The sequence below is a fragment of the Pseudomonas sp. MYb185 genome (assembly GCF_002979975.1).
In the GTDB taxonomy this organism is placed as follows: domain Bacteria; phylum Pseudomonadota; class Gammaproteobacteria; order Pseudomonadales; family Pseudomonadaceae; genus Halopseudomonas.
In genome coordinates, this window is record NZ_PCQD01000002.1 from 448295 (window position 1) to 466091 (window position 17797).

At 61.4% G+C, this 17797-nt stretch carries 16 protein-coding genes; 8 read left to right on the forward strand and 8 right to left on the reverse strand.

Annotated elements, in window-relative coordinates:
- Positions 1 to 38: 38 nt before the first annotated feature.
- Entirely contained in the window at positions 39 to 992 is a 954-nt protein-coding gene (locus tag CQ007_RS04495) for an AraC family transcriptional regulator (RefSeq protein ID WP_105643720.1), read from the reverse strand.
- A gap of 197 nt (positions 993 to 1189) precedes the next feature.
- On the opposite strand from CQ007_RS04495, the gene CQ007_RS04500 reads away from it, so the two are divergent.
- Positions 1190 to 3142, forward strand: coding sequence for an acetoacetate--CoA ligase (locus tag CQ007_RS04500; protein ID WP_105643721.1), 1953 nt, complete (start codon positions 1190 to 1192; stop codon positions 3140 to 3142).
- A 1-nt stretch (position 3143) separates the two neighbouring features.
- Here CQ007_RS04500 and CQ007_RS04505 read toward each other — a convergent pair whose 3' ends face one another.
- Positions 3144 to 4031 carry a cache domain-containing protein gene (locus tag CQ007_RS04505; RefSeq protein WP_105643722.1) on the reverse strand — a complete coding sequence of 296 codons (888 nt, stop codon included), beginning with the start codon at positions 4029 to 4031 and terminating at the stop codon, positions 3144 to 3146.
- Between the two features lie 197 nt (positions 4032 to 4228).
- On the opposite strand from CQ007_RS04505, the gene CQ007_RS04510 reads away from it, so the two are divergent.
- The 7 genes from CQ007_RS04510 (at position 4229) to CQ007_RS04540 (ending at position 10396) form a co-directional block, all read left to right on the forward strand.
- Complete coding sequence (locus tag CQ007_RS04510; protein WP_105643723.1) at positions 4229 to 4774, forward strand: VOC family protein; 546 nt, start codon at positions 4229 to 4231, stop codon at positions 4772 to 4774.
- Positions 4775 to 4810: 36 nt separating this feature from the next.
- The gene (locus CQ007_RS04515; protein WP_256582195.1) at positions 4811 to 5872 is read left to right on the forward strand and encodes a phosphotransferase family protein; all 1062 of its coding nucleotides are present in this window, start codon (positions 4811 to 4813) and stop codon (positions 5870 to 5872) included.
- On the forward strand, positions 5869 to 6222 hold the full coding sequence (locus tag CQ007_RS04520) for a DUF6285 domain-containing protein (protein ID WP_105643725.1): 354 nt from the start codon (positions 5869 to 5871) through the stop codon (positions 6220 to 6222). The genes CQ007_RS04515 and CQ007_RS04520 overlap by 4 nt, the downstream gene beginning before the upstream one ends.
- Before the next feature lie 27 nt (positions 6223 to 6249).
- A complete protein-coding gene (locus tag CQ007_RS04525) occupies positions 6250 to 7410 on the forward strand; it encodes an acyl-CoA dehydrogenase family protein (protein WP_105643726.1) in 1161 nt (386 codons plus the stop codon).
- A gap of 104 nt (positions 7411 to 7514) precedes the next feature.
- Positions 7515 to 8702 carry an acetyl-CoA C-acyltransferase family protein gene (locus CQ007_RS04530; protein WP_105643727.1) on the forward strand — a complete coding sequence of 396 codons (1188 nt, stop codon included), beginning with the start codon at positions 7515 to 7517 and terminating at the stop codon, positions 8700 to 8702.
- A gap of 33 nt (positions 8703 to 8735) precedes the next feature.
- On the forward strand, positions 8736 to 9590 hold the full coding sequence (locus CQ007_RS04535; protein WP_105643728.1) for a 3-hydroxybutyryl-CoA dehydrogenase: 855 nt from the start codon (positions 8736 to 8738) through the stop codon (positions 9588 to 9590).
- A gap of 44 nt (positions 9591 to 9634) precedes the next feature.
- A complete protein-coding gene (locus tag CQ007_RS04540) occupies positions 9635 to 10396 on the forward strand; it encodes an enoyl-CoA hydratase/isomerase family protein (protein WP_105643729.1) in 762 nt (253 codons plus the stop codon).
- A 103-nt stretch (positions 10397 to 10499) separates the two neighbouring features.
- On the opposite strand, the gene CQ007_RS04545 is transcribed toward CQ007_RS04540, so the two are convergent.
- Genes CQ007_RS04545 through CQ007_RS04570 form a run of 6 tightly spaced genes read right to left on the reverse strand, consistent with a single transcriptional unit; the run spans position 10500 to position 17783 of the window.
- Complete coding sequence (locus CQ007_RS04545; protein WP_105643730.1) at positions 10500 to 11390, reverse strand: DMT family transporter; 891 nt, start codon at positions 11388 to 11390, stop codon at positions 10500 to 10502.
- Between the two features lie 7 nt (positions 11391 to 11397).
- On the reverse strand, positions 11398 to 12366 hold the full coding sequence (locus tag CQ007_RS04550; protein WP_105643731.1) for a PDR/VanB family oxidoreductase: 969 nt from the start codon (positions 12364 to 12366) through the stop codon (positions 11398 to 11400).
- 11 nt (positions 12367 to 12377) lie between these two features.
- Positions 12378 to 14024 carry an AMP-binding protein gene (locus CQ007_RS04555; RefSeq protein ID WP_105643732.1) on the reverse strand — a complete coding sequence of 549 codons (1647 nt, stop codon included), beginning with the start codon at positions 14022 to 14024 and terminating at the stop codon, positions 12378 to 12380.
- Positions 14025 to 14047: 23 nt separating this feature from the next.
- Positions 14048 to 15136 carry an acyl-CoA dehydrogenase family protein gene (locus tag CQ007_RS04560; protein ID WP_105643733.1) on the reverse strand — a complete coding sequence of 363 codons (1089 nt, stop codon included), beginning with the start codon at positions 15134 to 15136 and terminating at the stop codon, positions 14048 to 14050.
- A complete protein-coding gene (locus CQ007_RS04565) occupies positions 15133 to 16329 on the reverse strand; it encodes an acyl-CoA dehydrogenase family protein (protein ID WP_105643734.1) in 1197 nt (398 codons plus the stop codon). The genes CQ007_RS04560 and CQ007_RS04565 overlap by 4 nt, the downstream gene beginning before the upstream one ends.
- 59 nt (positions 16330 to 16388) lie before the next feature.
- Entirely contained in the window at positions 16389 to 17783 is a 1395-nt protein-coding gene (locus CQ007_RS04570; protein WP_105643735.1) for a Rieske 2Fe-2S domain-containing protein, read from the reverse strand.
- Positions 17784 to 17797: the final 14 nt, after the last annotated feature.

The following is a 17797-nucleotide window of genomic DNA, read 5'->3' on the forward strand; positions in this document are numbered from 1 at the left end:
CGCCGGGTCATCAAGTGATGACCCGGCGCCGCAGCGCCTCAGTGGTGCCGGCGCAGGGTATCGGATGGCAGTTCGCCGAAGGCGCTCTTGTAGCTTTCCGAGAAGCGCCCAAGGTGCATGAAGCCATAATCCAGGGCAATCTCGGTGATATTGCGCACCCTGGTCGCCGAATCGCTCAGATGGTGATGAATCTGCTCCAGCCGGCGCTGGCGGATGAAGGATTTCGGCGTGGTCCCGGCCTGGCGCTCGAACAGCGCGTACAGCGAGCGCGGGCTCATGTTCGCCAGCTGCGCCAGTTGCTCCACGGAAATATCCTTCTTCAGGTGCTCGTCGATGTAGTCGGTGATACGCCCGAACGAGGGGCAGCTCTCGCCCTGCGGCTCGCGGCAGACGTTGCTGGCCAGGGTGCACAGCAGCTTGGAGGCGATGATGCGGCTGTACTGTTCCTGCAATGGCTGCTGGCACTTCTCGGAGGCCGCTTCCTGGCAGATCAGCGCCAGCAGGCTGTCGATACCCGACAGCTGCCGCAATTCATGCCGACTGGTACTGAAACGTATGCCCTGCCCCGGTGCCCGCCAGTGGTTGTCGAGGCAGACCTGCTCGAGTAGCGTCGCCGGCAGCTTGACGATCAGCTTGGTGCAATCCTCGGAATAGGTCAGGTCCACCGGGTCATCCGGATTGATCAGCAGCAGCTCACCGGGGGCGAAGTAATGCTCCTGGCCGCGTCCGCGCCACAGGCAATGACCGCTCAGCAGCAGTTGCAGGTGATAGATGGTTTCCAGCGCCGGCGAGGTGACCTGCACCCGGTCGCCATAGCTGAGACTGCACAGGTCGAGCTGGCCGAAGCGGCGATGCCGCAGGCTGGCCTGGGCCGCAACCCGGCGCGGCCGCCGGATGCAATGCACTCCCACGTGCTGGTTGACGTAATCCGACACCACATGGGGATCGGCATGTTCGAAGACGGTACTTCCGACATCCGGCAGACTGATCATCACAGGGCACCCTACATGTTCTTATAGTGCGGCCGGCAAGGGAGATTCCGGGCCGGACGCCGGGATGCAGCCAGCATAGGAGATTGGCTTGGTGCTCAACAGGCACCTTGTTCGATAATCGCACACTTTCAGCCGGTGCGGAGCGCCATCGGCGCCGGCTATACTCCGGCATGAGCGCCGCATTGAGGAGGATGCCGATGCAACAACCACTCTGGTCACCCAGCGCCAGCGACGTCGCCACCAGCCGCATGGATGCCTTTCGCCAATACGTGAACCACCGTTTCGGGCTGACCCTGGAAGGCTATGCTCCCCTGCATGCCTGGAGCATCGGGCAACGGGCGGATTTCTGGTTGGCGCTGGCGGAGTTCTTCGAGGTGCAATTCAGCACACCGCCCCGCGAGCTGCTCGACGAAGGACCGGACATGCCCGACGCCCGCTGGTTCACCGGGGCCACGCTGAACTATGCGGCCCACCTGCTGCGGCGCCAGGACCAGCGGCCAGCGCTGATCAGCATCACGGAAAGCGGTACCCGCGAGCAGCTCAGCCATGCCGAGCTGAGTGCCCATGTAGCCGGTCTGCAGCGCAGCCTGGAGCAGGCCGGGGTAGTGAGCGGTGATCGCGTGGCCGCGATCCTGCCCAACAGCTGGCAGGCCATCGTCGCGATGCTCGCCGTCAGTAGCCTTGGCGCGGTGTGGTCGTCCTGCTCACCGGACTTCGGCGCACAGGGCATCATCGACCGCTTTGGCCAGATCGAACCCACACTGCTGATCGCCTGCAGCGATTACCAGTATGCCGGCAAGTCGATCGATCTCAGCGACAGGCTCGCTGAGGTGTTGCGCCAATTGCCCAGTGTCGAACGGCTGCTATTGGTACCCGGCCCAGCGGCAACCCAGGGCGCCCGCCCGGCCTGCAGCCAGCCAGTGGAGCACTGGCAGGACTTCTATCAGCCCGGCGGCACGCCAGGGTTCCGCGCCCTGCCCTTCGATCATCCGCTGTACATCCTGTATTCCAGTGGCACCACCGGAGTACCCAAATGCATCGTGCATGGCAGCGGAGGCGTGCTGTTGCAGCACCTCAAGGAACTCGGCCTGCATACCGACCTGAAAGCCGATGACCGGCTGTTCTACTACACCACCTGCGGCTGGATGATGTGGAACTGGCTGGCTTCCGGCCTGGCGGTCGGCGCCACCCTGGTGCTGTATGACGGCTCGCCGTTTCACCCGAGTGACACCCGTTTGATCGACCTGATCGACACCGAGCGGATCAACGTCTTCGGCGTCAGCGCCCGGTACCTCGCCGCCCTGGAAAAGGCCGGTGTGCAACCGGCACGCAGCCACCGGCTCGACAGCCTGCGCAGCATACTGTCCACCGGCTCGCCGCTGTCCCCGGAGAGCTTCGACTACGTGTATCGCGACATCAAGCATGACCTGCGTCTGTCCTCCATCTCCGGCGGTACCGATATCGTCTCCTGCTTCGCCCTGGGCAACCCTCTGCTGCCGGTCTGGCGCGGCGAGCTGCAGGGGCCAGGGCTGGGCATGGCGGTGGAGGTATGGAATGAGGCCGGCCAACGGGTCATCGGTGAGAAGGGCGAGCTGGTCTGCACCCGGCATTTCCCCTCCATGCCCCTGAGCTTCTGGAACGACCCGGACGGCAGCCGTTACCGCGCGGCCTATTTCGAACGCTTCCCCGGGGTCTGGGCACAGGGTGATTATGCCGAGCAGACCGGGCAAGGCGGGCTGGTCATCCACGGCCGCTCGGATGCGGTGCTCAACCCGGGCGGCGTGCGCATCGGTACGGCAGAGATCTACCGCCAGGTGCAAAGGATCGAAGAGGTGCTGGAGTCAGTCGCCATTGGCCAGAGCTGGCAGGGCGATGTGCGGGTGGTGCTGTTCGTGCGCCTGCGTGAAGGCATCGAACTCGATGAGCAACTGCAGCAGCGCATCCGCCAGGAGATTCGCCGGCACGCCACGCCGCGTCATGTACCGGCGCGTATCCTCGCAGTGCCGGACATACCACGCACCCTGAGTGGCAAGATCGTCGAACTGGCCGTGCGCAACGTCGTGCACGGCCAGCCAGTGAGAAATACCGAAGCCCTGGCCAACCCGGAAGCGTTGCAGCATTTTCGCGACCGGGTCGAACTGGACGACTGACCTACTCGGCGTCAGCCTGCGCGCCGTTGCCATTGTTGGGCTGATAGTAGCCGACCGCGACCAGGTAGTTGCCGACCTTGCGCGCATAGGCGTGCTTGTGCTCGGTATCGCCGCTGATCGGGTGCTTCCACTGGTAGTCGAACTCGACCATCTCGCTGCTCGCCAGCTTGTCCAATGCCTCCTGGCCGAAAGGCTTGCCGAGGCGATCGGCCAGGGCGCTGAAGTCCCGCCCGATCAGACGCAGGTTGGAGCCATGGGCGACGAAGCGGTTGTTCTCCAGCTCCACGACGAAGACGTAGAGATCATCCTTGTAGAAGCGCTGATCCAGTGCGTTGATCGCATTGAAGGTGGCACGTGGATCACTGTTCACCGCCTCGGCGGCGGTATCCAGCAACTGCAGTGCCTGCTCGGAACTGGCCCGCGGCTGGTAATAGCCCACCGCCAATACGGTGTCGCCCACCCGCTGGAAGTACACATGCTTGGTGATCTTGCGCCCACCGGTACTCCAGTTGCCCCACGGGTAGTCCGCCTCCAGGATATCACCGCTCTCCGGCTGGCTCAGCGCCTGCTGGAACTTGGGCTTGAGCTCATCGTCGATGGTATTCATGATATCGCGCCCGATCAGCATCACCGACGGCCCGCCACTGGCGAGCATGATGCCGTTGGTGTTGATCACGAACACATACAGGTCATCCTTGACGAAGGGCCCCTGCCGACTGAATACCGCCAGGGCCTTGTCGCCGTTGGCCTTGTAGTAGTCGACGGCTTCGGTGAGCAGGGCTCGGGCTTTTTCGCCGTCTTCCTCGGCAGCTGCGATCTGCGTCTGCAATGGCAACAGCAAACAGGTAGCGAGCACTATCAATAACTGATGGACTTTTCTTGTCAGCATCCTGGTTTCCTTTTCTGGTGATATCGCTTGTGTGCTCTAGCCAAGATACGCCAGGGAGACATGAAGCGCCAATGATGTCGAGCCCATCACATTAAAAACATTTTGATTTGTTTTATTGTTAAAGGTACTCTCATCAACGAATCGGAGCGCCATTTCCGCTCCACAGGGCAAAACAATAATGCACAAGGGCCTGAACCATGACACCAATCCCGAACCAGCATCACAGTCTGATTTCCCGCCTGGGCCGCATCATGCAGTTGGCCTGGGTACCCAGGGATTACGATGCCACCCTCCGCTACTGGACCGAGACCATGGGCGTAGGGCCGTTCTTTGAGCTGAACCACATCCAGGTAGACGCCTGCCATTACCGCGGTCAGCCATCCAATGTCGACTTCTCGGTCGCCATTGCCTACTGGGGCGAGATGCAGATCGAACTGGTTCGCCAACACAATGACGCTCCTTCCATCTACCAGAGCTGGTTGAAGCAGGGTCGTGAAGGTTTGCACCACATCTGTCTGATAGTAAACAGCATGACCGAAGCCCGGGCACTTTGCGCCGAGGCTGGCGCAGAGGTCATGCAGGAAGTCTGGCTGCCCGGCGGTGGCGAAGCCATTTACGTTGATCTGGGTGGCCTTATGGTGGAGATGATCGACTTTCCGCAGGAGAGCCTGGCGGTGTTTGCCGATATGAAAGCCGCCGCTGACAGCTGGGACGGCAGCGAGCCCGTACGGGTCCTTGGCTGACCCGAATCAGTAGAACAAACGCACGATAGAGGCAGTATGAACGCTGATACCCTTTGCCCCAGCGCGACCGTGGTCCCGCCTATGGTGGATCAGGCATTACCGGCCATTGCTGGGTTTCTGAATAGCCACTTCGGTGCCCAGCATACCCGGATTATCCAGGCCAACCGTCTGTCCGGTGGTGCAATCCAGGAAAACTGGCTGTTACAGGTCGAACATCAGGGCGGTAGCCGCCCTGGTCAGCAACGCTGGGTATTACGTACAGATGCCCCCTCAAGTGTGGCCGTCAGCATGACCCGCGCCCAGGAGTTCGCGGTACTGCGCTGCGCCTTCGAGGCTGGCGCCAGAGTGCCTGAACCGCTGGTACTGTGCTCAGACCAGCGGGTGCTGGGCCGCGAGTTCTTTATCATGCAGGCTCTGGAAGGCACCGCCTTCGGGCCAAAGCTGACCCGCGATGCAGTCAACGAAGAGCAGCGCCCTGCTCTGTGCCGAGAACTGGGCGCCAGCCTCGCCAGCCTGCACCGGATCACCCCACCGCACCCGCAGCTGGATTTCCTGCCGGCTCCTGCGGCTGACCATGCGCAGCACTGCATTGCCACCTACCGCGCCTATCTGGATACCCTCAGTGAGGGCTTTCCGGCACTGGAATGGGGGCTGCGCTGGTGCGAACTGAACCGTCCGACGTCGCTGCCTCCGCGCCTGCTGCACCGGGATTACCGCACCGGCAACTATATGGTCGCCAACGGTCAGCTCAGCGGTATTCTCGATTGGGAGTTTGCCGGCTGGGGCGACCCTCGGGAAGATATCGGCTGGTTTACCGCCCGCTGCTGGCGCTTTGCCGGGCCCCAGCGTGAAGCCGGTGGCATAGGTGAACTGGAGGACTTTTTCGATGGCTACAACAGCGTCGCGGAACTGCAGATGGACAGGGCAGCACTGACCTACTGGCAGGTCATGGCTCACCTGCGCTGGGCGATCATTGCCCTGCAACAGGCCGAGCGCTACCTCAGCGGCGGCGAGGATTCGCTGGAGCTGGCCCTGACCGGGCGCATGCTGTCCGAACTGGAACAGGAAATTCTGCTGCTGACCGGAGCCACGCCATGAATCGTCCCTGCGCCCCCGATCTACTGGTGACCGCCCGCCAACTGCTGCTGGACGAACTGCTGCCGGCCCTGCCCCGGGAGTTGCACTACCAGGCGCGAATGATCGCCAGTGCCATGATCACCGCCGCCCGGGACCAGCAGTTGGGCGAGAGCTGCGCTACGCAAGAGCGCCAGCAGCTGCAGGCGTTACTGGACGGGGCGGACAATACCGAGCTGCCTGCCCTGCGCAGACAACTGGCTGCTGCCATTCGCCTGGGGCAGCTCGACCACCACCCACAGTTGCACCAGAGTCTGCGACAGATCAACCGCAGCCAACTGGCCATCAATAACCCCAGAGCGGTGCGCGACTGACGCGCCTGCGCCTACAGGAGAAGTACCATGGATTTCAGCCTTGACCAGGAACTGCTGGAGCTGCAACAGCGCACCCGCGAGTTTATCACCGAACAGGTCATCCCTCTGGAATTTGATAGCCGCCAGACACCCCACGGCCCCAGCGAGGAACTGCGCAATGAACTGGTCGAGCGGGCACGCAAGGTCGGCCTGCTGACCCCACATGCCTCCCGGGAATTGGGCGGTCTGGGTCTCAGCCACAGGGCCAAGGCGATTGTCTTCGAGGAAGCCGGCTACTCGCCACTGGGTCCGATTGCGCTGCATATCCACGCCCCTGACGAGGGCAACATCCACATGCTGGAAGCCATCGCCAACGAGGCGCAGAAGGATCGCTGGCTCAAGCCAATGGTCGATGGCCGCATCCGCTCCTGTTTCGCCATGACCGAACCCAGCCCGGGTGCTGGCTCCGACCCCTCGATGCTGGCCACCACCGCAGTACGCGATGGTGACGATTACATCCTCAATGGTCGTAAATGGTTTATTACCGGCGCCACCGGTGCCAGCGTCGCCATCATCATGGCCCGCACCGAAGACGGCAACGCTACCATGTTCCTCAGCGATACCGACCAGCCCGGCTTCAAGGTCGAACGCATGATGGATTCGCTGGACAGCTGCTTTACCGGCGGCCACGGCGTGGTGGATATCGAGAATCTGCGGGTTCCGGCGGAAAATGTGCTGGGCGAAGTCGGCAAGGGCTTCCGTTATGCCCAGGTACGCCTGGCCCCGGCGCGCCTGACCCACTGCATGCGCTGGCTCGGTGCCGCCCGCCGCGCCCACGATATCGCCACCGAGTATGCCCGCACCCGCGAGTCCTTCGGTCGTCCGCTGGGTGAGCATCAGGGCGTCGGTTTCATGCTCGCGGATAATGAGCTGGACCTGCATACTACCCGCCTGGCAGTGTGGCATTGCGCCTGGGTACTGGATCAGGGTGAGCGTGGCAATCTCGAATCGAGCATGGCCAAGGTACTCAGTTCCGAGGCCATCTGGCGCGTGGTGGATCGCTCGGTACAGATTCTTGGCGGCCAGGGCGTCACCGGGGAGAAGATCGTCGAACGCATCTTCCGGGACGTGCGTCCATTCCGTATCTACGACGGTCCCAGCGAAGTGCACCGCATGAGCATTGCCAGAAAACTGCTGGCCGGCAAGTAAACTCCGTTGCAACACCCCTGGTGTGAGGTGTTGGGCTTGGGCCACTGATCTTGTACTTAGTCAGTTGGCCCTTTTTTATTCGATTGAGCCTGAAGGTATAAGTCATGACACAACGTCAGATCTATGTTGTAGGAGCAGCCCGCACCGCCATTGGCAGCTTTGGCGGTAGCCTGAAAGATAAACCCCTGACCGAGATCGCCACCACCGCGGTCAGTGCCGCCCTGACCCGCTCCGGGGTTGATCCTGAAGCGGTCGGCCATGTGGTCATGGGCAACGTGATTCCAACCGAACCCAGGGATGCCTATCTCAGCCGGGTAGCCGCCATGGACTCGGGTATTCCCAAGGAAACCCCGGCGTTCAACGTCAACCGCCTGTGCGGCTCGGGCTTGCAGGCCATCATCTCCGCAGCCCAGTCGATCCTGCTGGGCGATACCGATATCGCCATTGGCGGCGGCGCGGAAAGCATGAGCCGTGGCCCCTTCATCATGCCGGCCATGCGCTGGGGTGCGCGGCTGGGCGACGCCCAGGCAGTGGATTACATGAACGGCATCCTGCACGATCCCTGGCAGCGCATCCACATGGGTGTGACCGCCGAGAACGTCGCCAAACGCTACAACATCAGCCGCGAGGCCCAGGATGAACTGGCTCTGGAAAGCCAACGCCGCGCTGCCCGCGCCCGGGCCAAAGGCTATTTCACCGAGCAGATAGTGCCGGTGGAAATCCGCACCCGCAAGGGCGTGATCATCTTCGATAGCGACGAGCATATCCGTGAGGATGTCAGCCTGGAACAACTGGCCGGCATGAAACCGGTATTCCAGCGCGACAACGGTAGCGTCACCCCCGGCAACGCCTCCGGCCTCAACGACGGCGCCGCCGCCCTGGTACTGGCCGAAGAACAGGCCGTCAAACGGCACAACCTGACCCCCATGGCTCGCCTGGTCGGCTATGCCCACGCCGGTGTCGAACCAGAATACATGGGTATCGGCCCGATCCCCGCCACCCGTCTGGTGCTGGAACGTACCGGTCTGAGTCTGGCAGACATTGACCTGATCGAGGCCAACGAAGCCTTTGCCGCCCAAGCCTGCGCCGTGGTGCAGGAGCTGGGGCTGAACCCGGAGATCGTCAACCCCAATGGCTCGGGCATTTCCCTCGGTCACCCAGTAGGTGCCACCGGCGCAATCATCAGCACCAAAGCCATCTACGAGCTGCAACGCACCGGCGGACGCTATGCGCTGGTCACCATGTGCATCGGTGGCGGTCAGGGTATCGCCGCCATTTTCGAACGTGTCTGAAATCCATCCAGGATATAGCAGGAGAATAACAACATGAGCATTCGTACCGTTGGCGTGATTGGCGCCGGTACCATGGGCAACGGCATCGCCCAGGTCTGCGCCGCAGCCGGCTTCCAGGTCACTCTGGTCGATATCAACGAGGCAGCACTGGAACGTGCTCTGCAGACCATCGATCGCAGCCTTGATCGGCTGGTACAGAAGGAAAAACTGGGTAGCGAAGACAAGCAGCAGGCGCTGGGCAATATCCGCACCACCACCGAGCTGGCGGCACTGGAATCCGCTGACCTGGTAATCGAGGCCGCTTCCGAAGCGGAACCGGTCAAACTGTCGCTGATCCGTCAAATCGATGAGATCGTCTCCGCGCAGGCAATCATCGCCACCAACACCTCCTCCATCTCCATCACCCGTCTGGCGGCGGCCAGCAACAATCCGGAGCGGGTGATCGGTATGCACTTCTTCAACCCTGTGCCGGTCATGGCACTGGTCGAGCTGATTGGCGGTCTGCAGACCAACGAAGCCACTCGTCAGGCTGCCACCGAGTTTGTCAGTGACATCCACAAGACCGCCATCACTGTGCGCAACAGTGCCGGTTTTGCGGTCAACCGCATTCTGGTGCCGATGATCAACGAAGCCGTGTTCGTACTGCAGGAGGGGATCGCCAGTGCGGAGGATATCGACCTGGGCATGCGCCTGGGCTGCAGCCATCCGATCGGTCCACTGGCGCTGGCCGACCTGATTGGCCTGGATACTCTGCTGGCGGTGATGGATGTGTTCTATACCAGCTTCAACGACAGCAAATACCGCCCTGCCCCGCTGCTGCGGGAAATGGTCGAAGCGGGCTACCTTGGTCGCAAGAGCGGTCAGGGCTTCTACCACTACCCGGCCTGAGTGCCGGGTAGTTCCATGACCAGCTCAATGAAAAGGAGAGAGCCATGTCTGATGCGCCCTTGACCCTGGAGCGTTCCGGCAAACTGCTGCACCTGCAATTCAACCGCCCGGCCTCGCTGAATGCCATCGACAGCGCCATGGCCGAGGCCTTCCTCGGTGCAGTCACCGAGGCTGTGGCGGATGATGCAATTCGCGTCATCATCCTCAGCGGCGCCGGACGCTCGTTCATGGCCGGAGGGGATATCGCCCAGTTCAGCCGTGATCCAGGCAGCATTCCGGACAGCCTAATCGAACCGATGAACAAGGCCATCCTGCTGCTCAGTGGTAGCGACAAGCTGGTGCTGGGTAGCGTGCAGGGGCCAGTCGCCGGTGCCGGCATGAGCCTGGCACTGGTCTGCGACCTGCTGATTGCCGCGGACAATACCCGCTTCAGCTTTGCCTATACTGCGCTGGCCGCCAGTGGCGATCTGGGTATCAGCTGGAGCCTGCCGCGCCTGCTGGGCCTGCGTAACGCCATGGGCGTGGCGCTGCTGGGCGACAGCATCAAGGCCGATGAAGCGCAACGTCTCGGGCTGGTCAATCGGGTAGTAGCCGCAGAACAGCTGGCAGAACAAACGCTGAACCTGGCCAACCAGCTGGCGGAACTACCGGCACTGGCCAGCGCCAGCATCAAGCGACTGATGCAGGCCGCAGTGCAACAGGACCTGGGCAGCCAGCTGGCCGCCGAGAAACAGGCCTTCAGCCAATGCATCGAGCAACCGGAGTTCCACACCGCCGTTGCCGGATTCCTGGCCAAACGCAAGTAGCCACCAGGCCACTGGCGTAGCAGGTGCGCTCCACCCCGGGTTGGCGAGCGTCTGCTCGCCGACAGCCTTCAGCAACTGCACATCCGCGGCATGACGAAGGGAGCTACCCTCCGCTTCCAGCCGCCCGCCTTGCCCTCGGCTGCCACTGGTGCAGCAACAGTCCCAGGCCAATCAGCAGTGCGCCAAACCACACACCGGGCGGCAATTGCTCGGCATTGAACAGCTTGCCCACCACCAGCGCCAGCAGGGGTGTAATCACCAGAATCAACGCCACCGATGCCGAACTCATATGGCGGATGATGTAGTAGTACATGGCAAAGCCCACTACCGAGCCGAGCACGCCCAGATAGGCAATCGACAGGCTGGCGCGCAGGCTCAGTTGCGCTGGCCAGCCTGCATCATCGAAGCACCACAGCAGCAGGAACAGCGGCGCCGCCACCAGCAGAGAACCAGTGGTGGTAGCCATGGGATGGCTATCATCGGCAATCACCTTCATACCGACCAGTGAAGCGGAGTTGCACACCACGCCGAGCAGCAGGGCCACGACGCCGGCGGCAAAGCCCGCATGCAAGCTCAGACCCTGATCGAGAAACACCACGCCCAATCCAGCCAGGCCAAGCAGCATGCCCGATAGTCGGGCCGGACTGAAGCTGTTCTCCCCCAGCCACCAGGCCGCCAGCGCACTGGTCATCAAGGGCGACAATCCAAAGATCACCGACATCAAGCCTGATTCAATACGGGTAGAAGCCCAATAGACACAGCTCATGGCAAGAAAGATTCCCAGACCCGCGCAGCAATAGCTGCGCAGTGCCTGGGCATGCAAGGGTAGAGGAATACGCCAGAGCACCAGTACCAGCAGCGCACAGATCAGCGCCATGAGCATGCGCAGCATGGCGGCAAAGCTGAAGCTGCTATCCAGCGTCCCCCACTGAATCGCCAGCGGGGTGGTGGCCCAGATGGCGACTACCCCAAGATAGGCCAGTGACACCGGCATGGGCAGATCAGAGATCCAGAACCAGGCGTTTACCCGCTACGCCACGGGAACAGCACGGGGTAAACCAGCCTTCCTCGTTACGCTCCTCATCGCTCAATACCTGATCCCGGTGATGCACCTCACCTTCCAGTACCCGGGTAATGCAGGCACCGCAGATGCCCTGCTCGCAGGAGGTCATGATGCCCACACCCGCCTGGTCCAGCACTGAAACGATGGTGTCATCTTCACCAATAGTGAATACCTGCCCGGTGCTGGCTACCTGTACCTCGAAACTTTCATCTTCGCTGGTATCGATTTCCTTGGCGCTGAAGAACTCGTAGTGGATACGCTCATCATCCCAGCCGGCAGCTCTGGCGCTGGCCAGAACGAAGTCGATAAAACCACCCGGCCCGCAGACATACAGATGGGTATCATCCGACTGCTGTTGCAGCACCGCAGCCAGATCCAGCTTTTGCTCGTCAGCACCGTCATCAAAATGCAGCTGCACCCGGTCGGCATAGGCCGCGTTCTGGATCTGCTCACGGAACGCCATGCGCTCCGGGCTGCGGGCGCAATAGTGCATGCTGAACTCGGCATCAGTACGCGCCAGCCGCTCGGCCATGCACAGGATGGGGGTCACGCCAATACCACCAGCCAGCAGCAGCGAGCGCTTCGCGCTGGGCACCAGCGGAAACAGGTTACGAGGCTGACTGATACGGATTTCCTGACCTTCCTGCAGCTCATCATGCACGGCAATCGAGCCGCCCCGGGAAGCCGGGTCACGCAGCACGCCAATCACGTAACGGTGCTGTTCCGATGAGTCATTGCACAGTGAATACTGGCGCAACAGGCCGGGACGTACTTCCACATCGATATGCGAGCCGGCACTGAAGGGGGGCAGGCTGCTGCCATCCAGTGCGGCCAATTCCAGGGTGACAATGTCGCGAGCTGCCGAGGCCTTGCGTGCGATTCTTACTTTGAGTGTGGTGGTATCCATGATTTCATCCGTTATTGTGCGACGGCGGTCTGCTGTTCGAGGCGTGCGCGGATATCGGCTCGCAACTGATCCTTACGTACCTTGCCGGAGGCGGTACGCGGAAAGTCGTCCAGCACCACCAACTGCTCGGGGATCTTCTGCCGTGCCACGCCGCTGTCACTGACCATCTCGACCATCTGCACCAGCGACAGCTGCTGCCCGTCACGCAGTATCACGTAGGCACAGAGGGTTTCGCCCAGACGCATATGCGGCATGGATACTACCGCAGCCTCATGCACCTGGGGCAACTGGTGCAGGATATCCTCCACTTCCTTGGCGCTGATCTTCTCACCGCCACGGTTGATCAGATCCTTCTTGCGCCCGGTAATGACAATCGCATTGTCGCGAGTCAGGCGGCCCAGATCGCCAGTGGCAAAATAGCCCTCAGCATCGAAGCTGCCGGCATTCTGCTGCGCATCGGCATAACCGAGGAACATGGCGGCGCCCTTGATCATCAACTCTCCTTCCGCGCCGGCGGGGACTTCGTGGCCCGCGTCATCCACCACCTTGACCTGGTAACCATGCACCTCGCCATCCGTGGTCGCAGCCAGTTCCAGCTGCTCCTCACCGACAAAGCCCAGGGTCACCAGCGGCACCTCGCTGGAGCCGAATACGCGGAACGCACGGCAGCGCTCGAATACCTCAGCGGCACGGTAGATCAGTGCCGGCGGTACTTCGGCGCCACCACAGGCAAAGGCCTGCAAGGACGGCAGCCGACGCCCGTGCTGTTCAGCCTGGGTCAACAGTTCATGCAAAAACGGCGTAGCGCCGAGACTCACACTGACCTGTTCGCGATCAATGATTTCCAATGCTTCGCGGGCATCCCAGCGATCCATGAACACCGTGCGGCTGGGCAGGTAGAAGGGCAACTCCAGACCGCTGAGCCCGGTTACATGGGTCACCGGCGAGGCCATCAAAAGGGTACCGCCCTGCCCCCGGGTCCAGTGCTCGAAACCACGCTTGAGGCGCAACGGGCCGGTATTGTGTGAGTGCAGCACAGCCTTGGGCCGCCCCGTGGTGCCGGAGGTATAGAGCACCAGCTTGACTCCATTGGCATCCACCACCGGCAGGCTCACCGCCGGCTCGGCTTCAGCCACCAGCGCCGCATAATCCAGCGCCTGGCTCTGCTCACCCCGTACACAGCAGAGCAAGTGCAGCTGCGGCAGCTCGCCCTGCAGACGCTGCATCATCGCGGCAAAATCAAAACCACGGTACTGCTGCGGGAAGAAAGCCGCCTTGACCCTGGCGTCGGCCAGCATGAAGCTGACTTCGGCATCCCGGTAGATAGGCACAATGGGCACAATCACCAGGCCCAGCAGGCTGGCGGCCAGGTCGATGACAGCGGACTCACGCCAGTTGGGCAGTTGGAAACTGATGGCATCCCCGGCGGCCAACCCTCGACGTTGCAGGGCACCGGCCAGCAGTCTGGCTTCCTGCAACAGTTCACTGACGGTGCAGGATTGCCCCTCAAATACATGGGTAATGCGCTGCGGATCATGGGCAGCTATCTCCGCGGCCATTTCGGCAATGGTCCTGTTCAGCCACTCGCCGCTGGCCTGGCCCTGCTCCAGTCGCTGCTGGCTCAATTCAATGTTCCAGCCACTGATATCTCTATTCATTATTGTTACCCCACTGGACAATCTCAGGCTGCCGTCAGACTCTGTTCCACAAAACGCAGGAAGTGTTTATCACGACCACCCAACAGGCTGTTGAGCAGCATCACCCGGCGGAAGTAGTGGCTGACATCCAGCTCCTCGGTGATCCCCAGACCGCCGTGCAGCTGCACCGCCTCGTTGGCTACCTTGCGCGCCGCATCACTGATATAGCTGCGCGCTCCACTGACCAGTCGTGCACGCTCTGCTGCGGGCCCGGTCAATGCCTGTTGCGCAGCCTGGGTCAACGCGTGGGTTTCCTGCTGCAACAGGTACAGATCGGCCATGCGGTGCTGCAACGCCTGATTCACCGCCAGTGGCCTGCCGAACTGTTTACGCATCTTGAGGTACTCATTGGTGGTGTGCAGCAGAGCATCGATCATGCCGCAGGCTTCCGCGCACAGGGCAACGTTGGCCTCATCCAGCAACAGTTGCAGGTTGTCCGCTACGCTCAGGCCGTTATTCGGCGTCGCCAGCAGCTCGACCTGGGCATTATCAAAACTGATACTGGCAGCGCCACGACCATCCAGCAGGCGCGCAGCAGTGCGCTGTACCCGGGACTGGTCAGTATTGACCAGGCATAGATGCAGTTGGCCCTGGGCATCCTGCGCCGCCACCAGCAGACCATTCGCCGCATCGCCATGCATGACCAACGGAATGCGCCCGCTCAGACGGTTATCTTCCAGCTGGCATTGATGAGCATGCTCCACAGCACAGCTCAGCACCACTTCACCTGAGGCGAGCCCGGCCAGCAGCCGCTCACGTTGCTCACCATTGCCCAGCCGTGCCACCAGCCGGGTAGCCAGCACGGCACTCATCAGAAAGGGTTCCTGCAGCAGTGCCTTGCCGGCCACCTCCATCAACGCGCCAACTACCGCCGCATCGCCATCCAGACCGTCATTCTCGGTTGGCAGGCACAGGGAGAGAAAGCCGAATTCGGCCAGCTCCGCCCAGATCTGCTGACTGAAGCTGCCCGGCTCCCGCATACGCTCCAGCCGCTGCAGGAAGCTGTAGTTATCTTCCATATAGCGCTCCAGGCTGTTGCGGAGCATGCCAATGGTTTCAATATCGGTTGTCATAGTCCCAGTACCACCTTGGCCAGAATATTGCGCTGAACTTCCGAGGAACCACCAAAGATGGTGTTCGCCCGGTTATACAGATGCTCCTTGAGAATGCCGCCGACATCATCTGCGCCCAGCAGCGGCAGGCCTGGCGTGGCATGCAGGGCTTCGGTATCGAATACCATGCCCGCCTCGGCCAGCGCATCGACCAGGGTGTCACTGACCTGCTGATACAGCTCGGTGCCACGGATCTTGATCAGTGACGCCTCGCCCCCGTTATCGCGCTTCTCGTCCATTGCCAGCACACCAGCGTAAGACGCCTGCTCCAGCGCCAGGAAGCGCAGCTCGAACTCACCGATACGATTGCGCATCAGCGGCTGCTCCAGCAGCGGGCGACCGTCGACCAGGGTTTCGGCGGCGTGCTTTTTCAGTCGATCCAGCACATGCCAGGCCTGGCCGACTATGGCCCCGGCAGTGCGCTCGTTCTGCAACAGGAACTTGGCATAGGTCCAGCCGGCGCCCTCTTCACCAACCAGGTTCTCGGCGGGAACGATCACATCCTCCAGCCAGACCTCGTTGACATGGTGATAGCCGTCCATGGTGTGAATCGGCTTGACCGTCACCCCGGGGCTACGCATATCGATCAGCAGGAAGGAAATACCACTCTGCGGCTTGCCGTCGGTCCCGGTGCGCACCAGACAGAACAGCCAGTCCGCCCACTGAGCGTAGGTGGTCCAGACCTTCTGGCCGTTGACCACGTAATGGTCACCATTGCGTACTGCCCGGGTGCGCAGCCCGGCCAGATCCGAACCGGCACCGGGCTCTGAATAACCCTGGGCCCAGAACTCCTCGGTTTTGACGATACCCGGCAGGAAACGTTGTTTCTGCTGTTCGCTGCCGAAGCTATAGATGACCGGGCCAACGTACTTGACCCCAAAGGGGATGATCCAAGGACAGCCCAGCCGCGCCAGCTCATCCTCGAACACAAAGCGCTCCAGCGATGACCATTGCTGGCCGCCATATTGCTCAGGCCAATGCCCCACTGCCCAGCCCTTGCGCTCCAGCAGTTGCATCCATTGCAGATAGTCCTGGCGATCCAGAACCTGATGGCGATGGGATTTGGCCTTGAGTTCAGCCGTCATCTCATGTGCCACAAAGTGCCGAACAGCCTCGCGCAGCTGCTGCGCCTTTTCCAACAGTTGTGTACTCATATTCTTTTTCTCGGGCTGTCAAAACGGCCCCCGCCCACGCGCCGGGCGGGGGAGACGAACTACTTGTCGAGCCCCAGGTACTTGTCCAGCGTCAGGTGGTGATGACGAATACGGCTCTCCTGGTAGCTGGCCAGGCTGACGGTGCCCTTCTTCGAGGCCTTCAGACCCTTGGTCATGGCATCGAGGTTACTCATGTCCTGATCGAATACCGGGCCCAATGCACCCAGTTCGGGAGCCTTGGAGAAGTCCAGATCATCAGGCAGCTGATTCAGCTTGGCACCTGGCGGGCAGGCTTCACCCTCCTTGTAGCGCCCCAGCAGCCAGACATCGAACAGGCAACTCTCATGGTTGTCACCATCAGGAATGGCGCGATACACAATATTGCCGAAGTAACCCGCCCAGACCTGGGTGTTGGGGAAGATTGAATACAGAATGGCGTCCTGCAATTCGGCCAAGGTGGCTTGGGACAGGTCATCACCGGAAGCCTCGGAGAATATCTGGCGGTTCAGCTCACCGATATACTCCCGGGTGGTCATGCCCTCGGGCAGGACGTGCTTGCTGGCATCGGAATCGGCCATACGCCCGGACTCCTCCAGGATATCGTGCAGAATCAGCGCCTCGCTCACATCACTGAGGTTGGAGCTGGTCACCGCCATTGGTGTGACGCTGCGGCTGATATTGTCGCCATACATGTCGTACTGGCTGTCCACATCCCCGGTAAAGGTCATGATCTGCGGGTGGGTGGCGCGGGTATGCATGGACTCCATGAAGGCTTCCTGGGCTACCTTCCAGTTGCAGGCCATACGGCGCTGCACATGGGCAATGGATACCGAGCGATCCATGCTGTAGTCCTTGAAGTGCTCGGGCAGTACATCCAGGTGCTCGTTCAGCGGAGCGGCATCCAGATCCGGGTTGATGAATACGAAACCAGCCCAGGTATCCACCTTGACCTGCGGCAGTTTCAACTCGCAGGGGGACATATGCTTGAAGTCCCAGACGGTGGGCATGGACTTGAACTCACCCTGTAAGTCCCAGGTAAAGCCATGGTAGGGGCAGCGCAGCTGGTTGACCGCGCCACCACTCATGCGCAGCGCACGCCCCCGGTGCAGACAGGAGTTATGGAAGCCACGGATCACATTGTCCTGGCCACGCATGACGATGATCGACTGATTGACGATATCGTATACCACATGATCACCCGGCTTCTGGATATCCTCGACCCGGCACACCATCTGCCATGCTTTAGTCCACAGTTTCTCGGCTTCCAGCTCATGGAACCAGCGGGAGCTATAACGCTCTACCGACAGGTCTTCATCGGTAAAGCCCGGATGATTGGACTGCAGCCGATCAGGTACCGGCACCTTCTCCTGCTCGAGCAACTGCTGGAACAGATTCGGGTTACCGACATCCTCCGGCGGCAACACAGTGAACTTGGCTTGTTTGAGATTGGTCATGCTCTTGCCCTCTT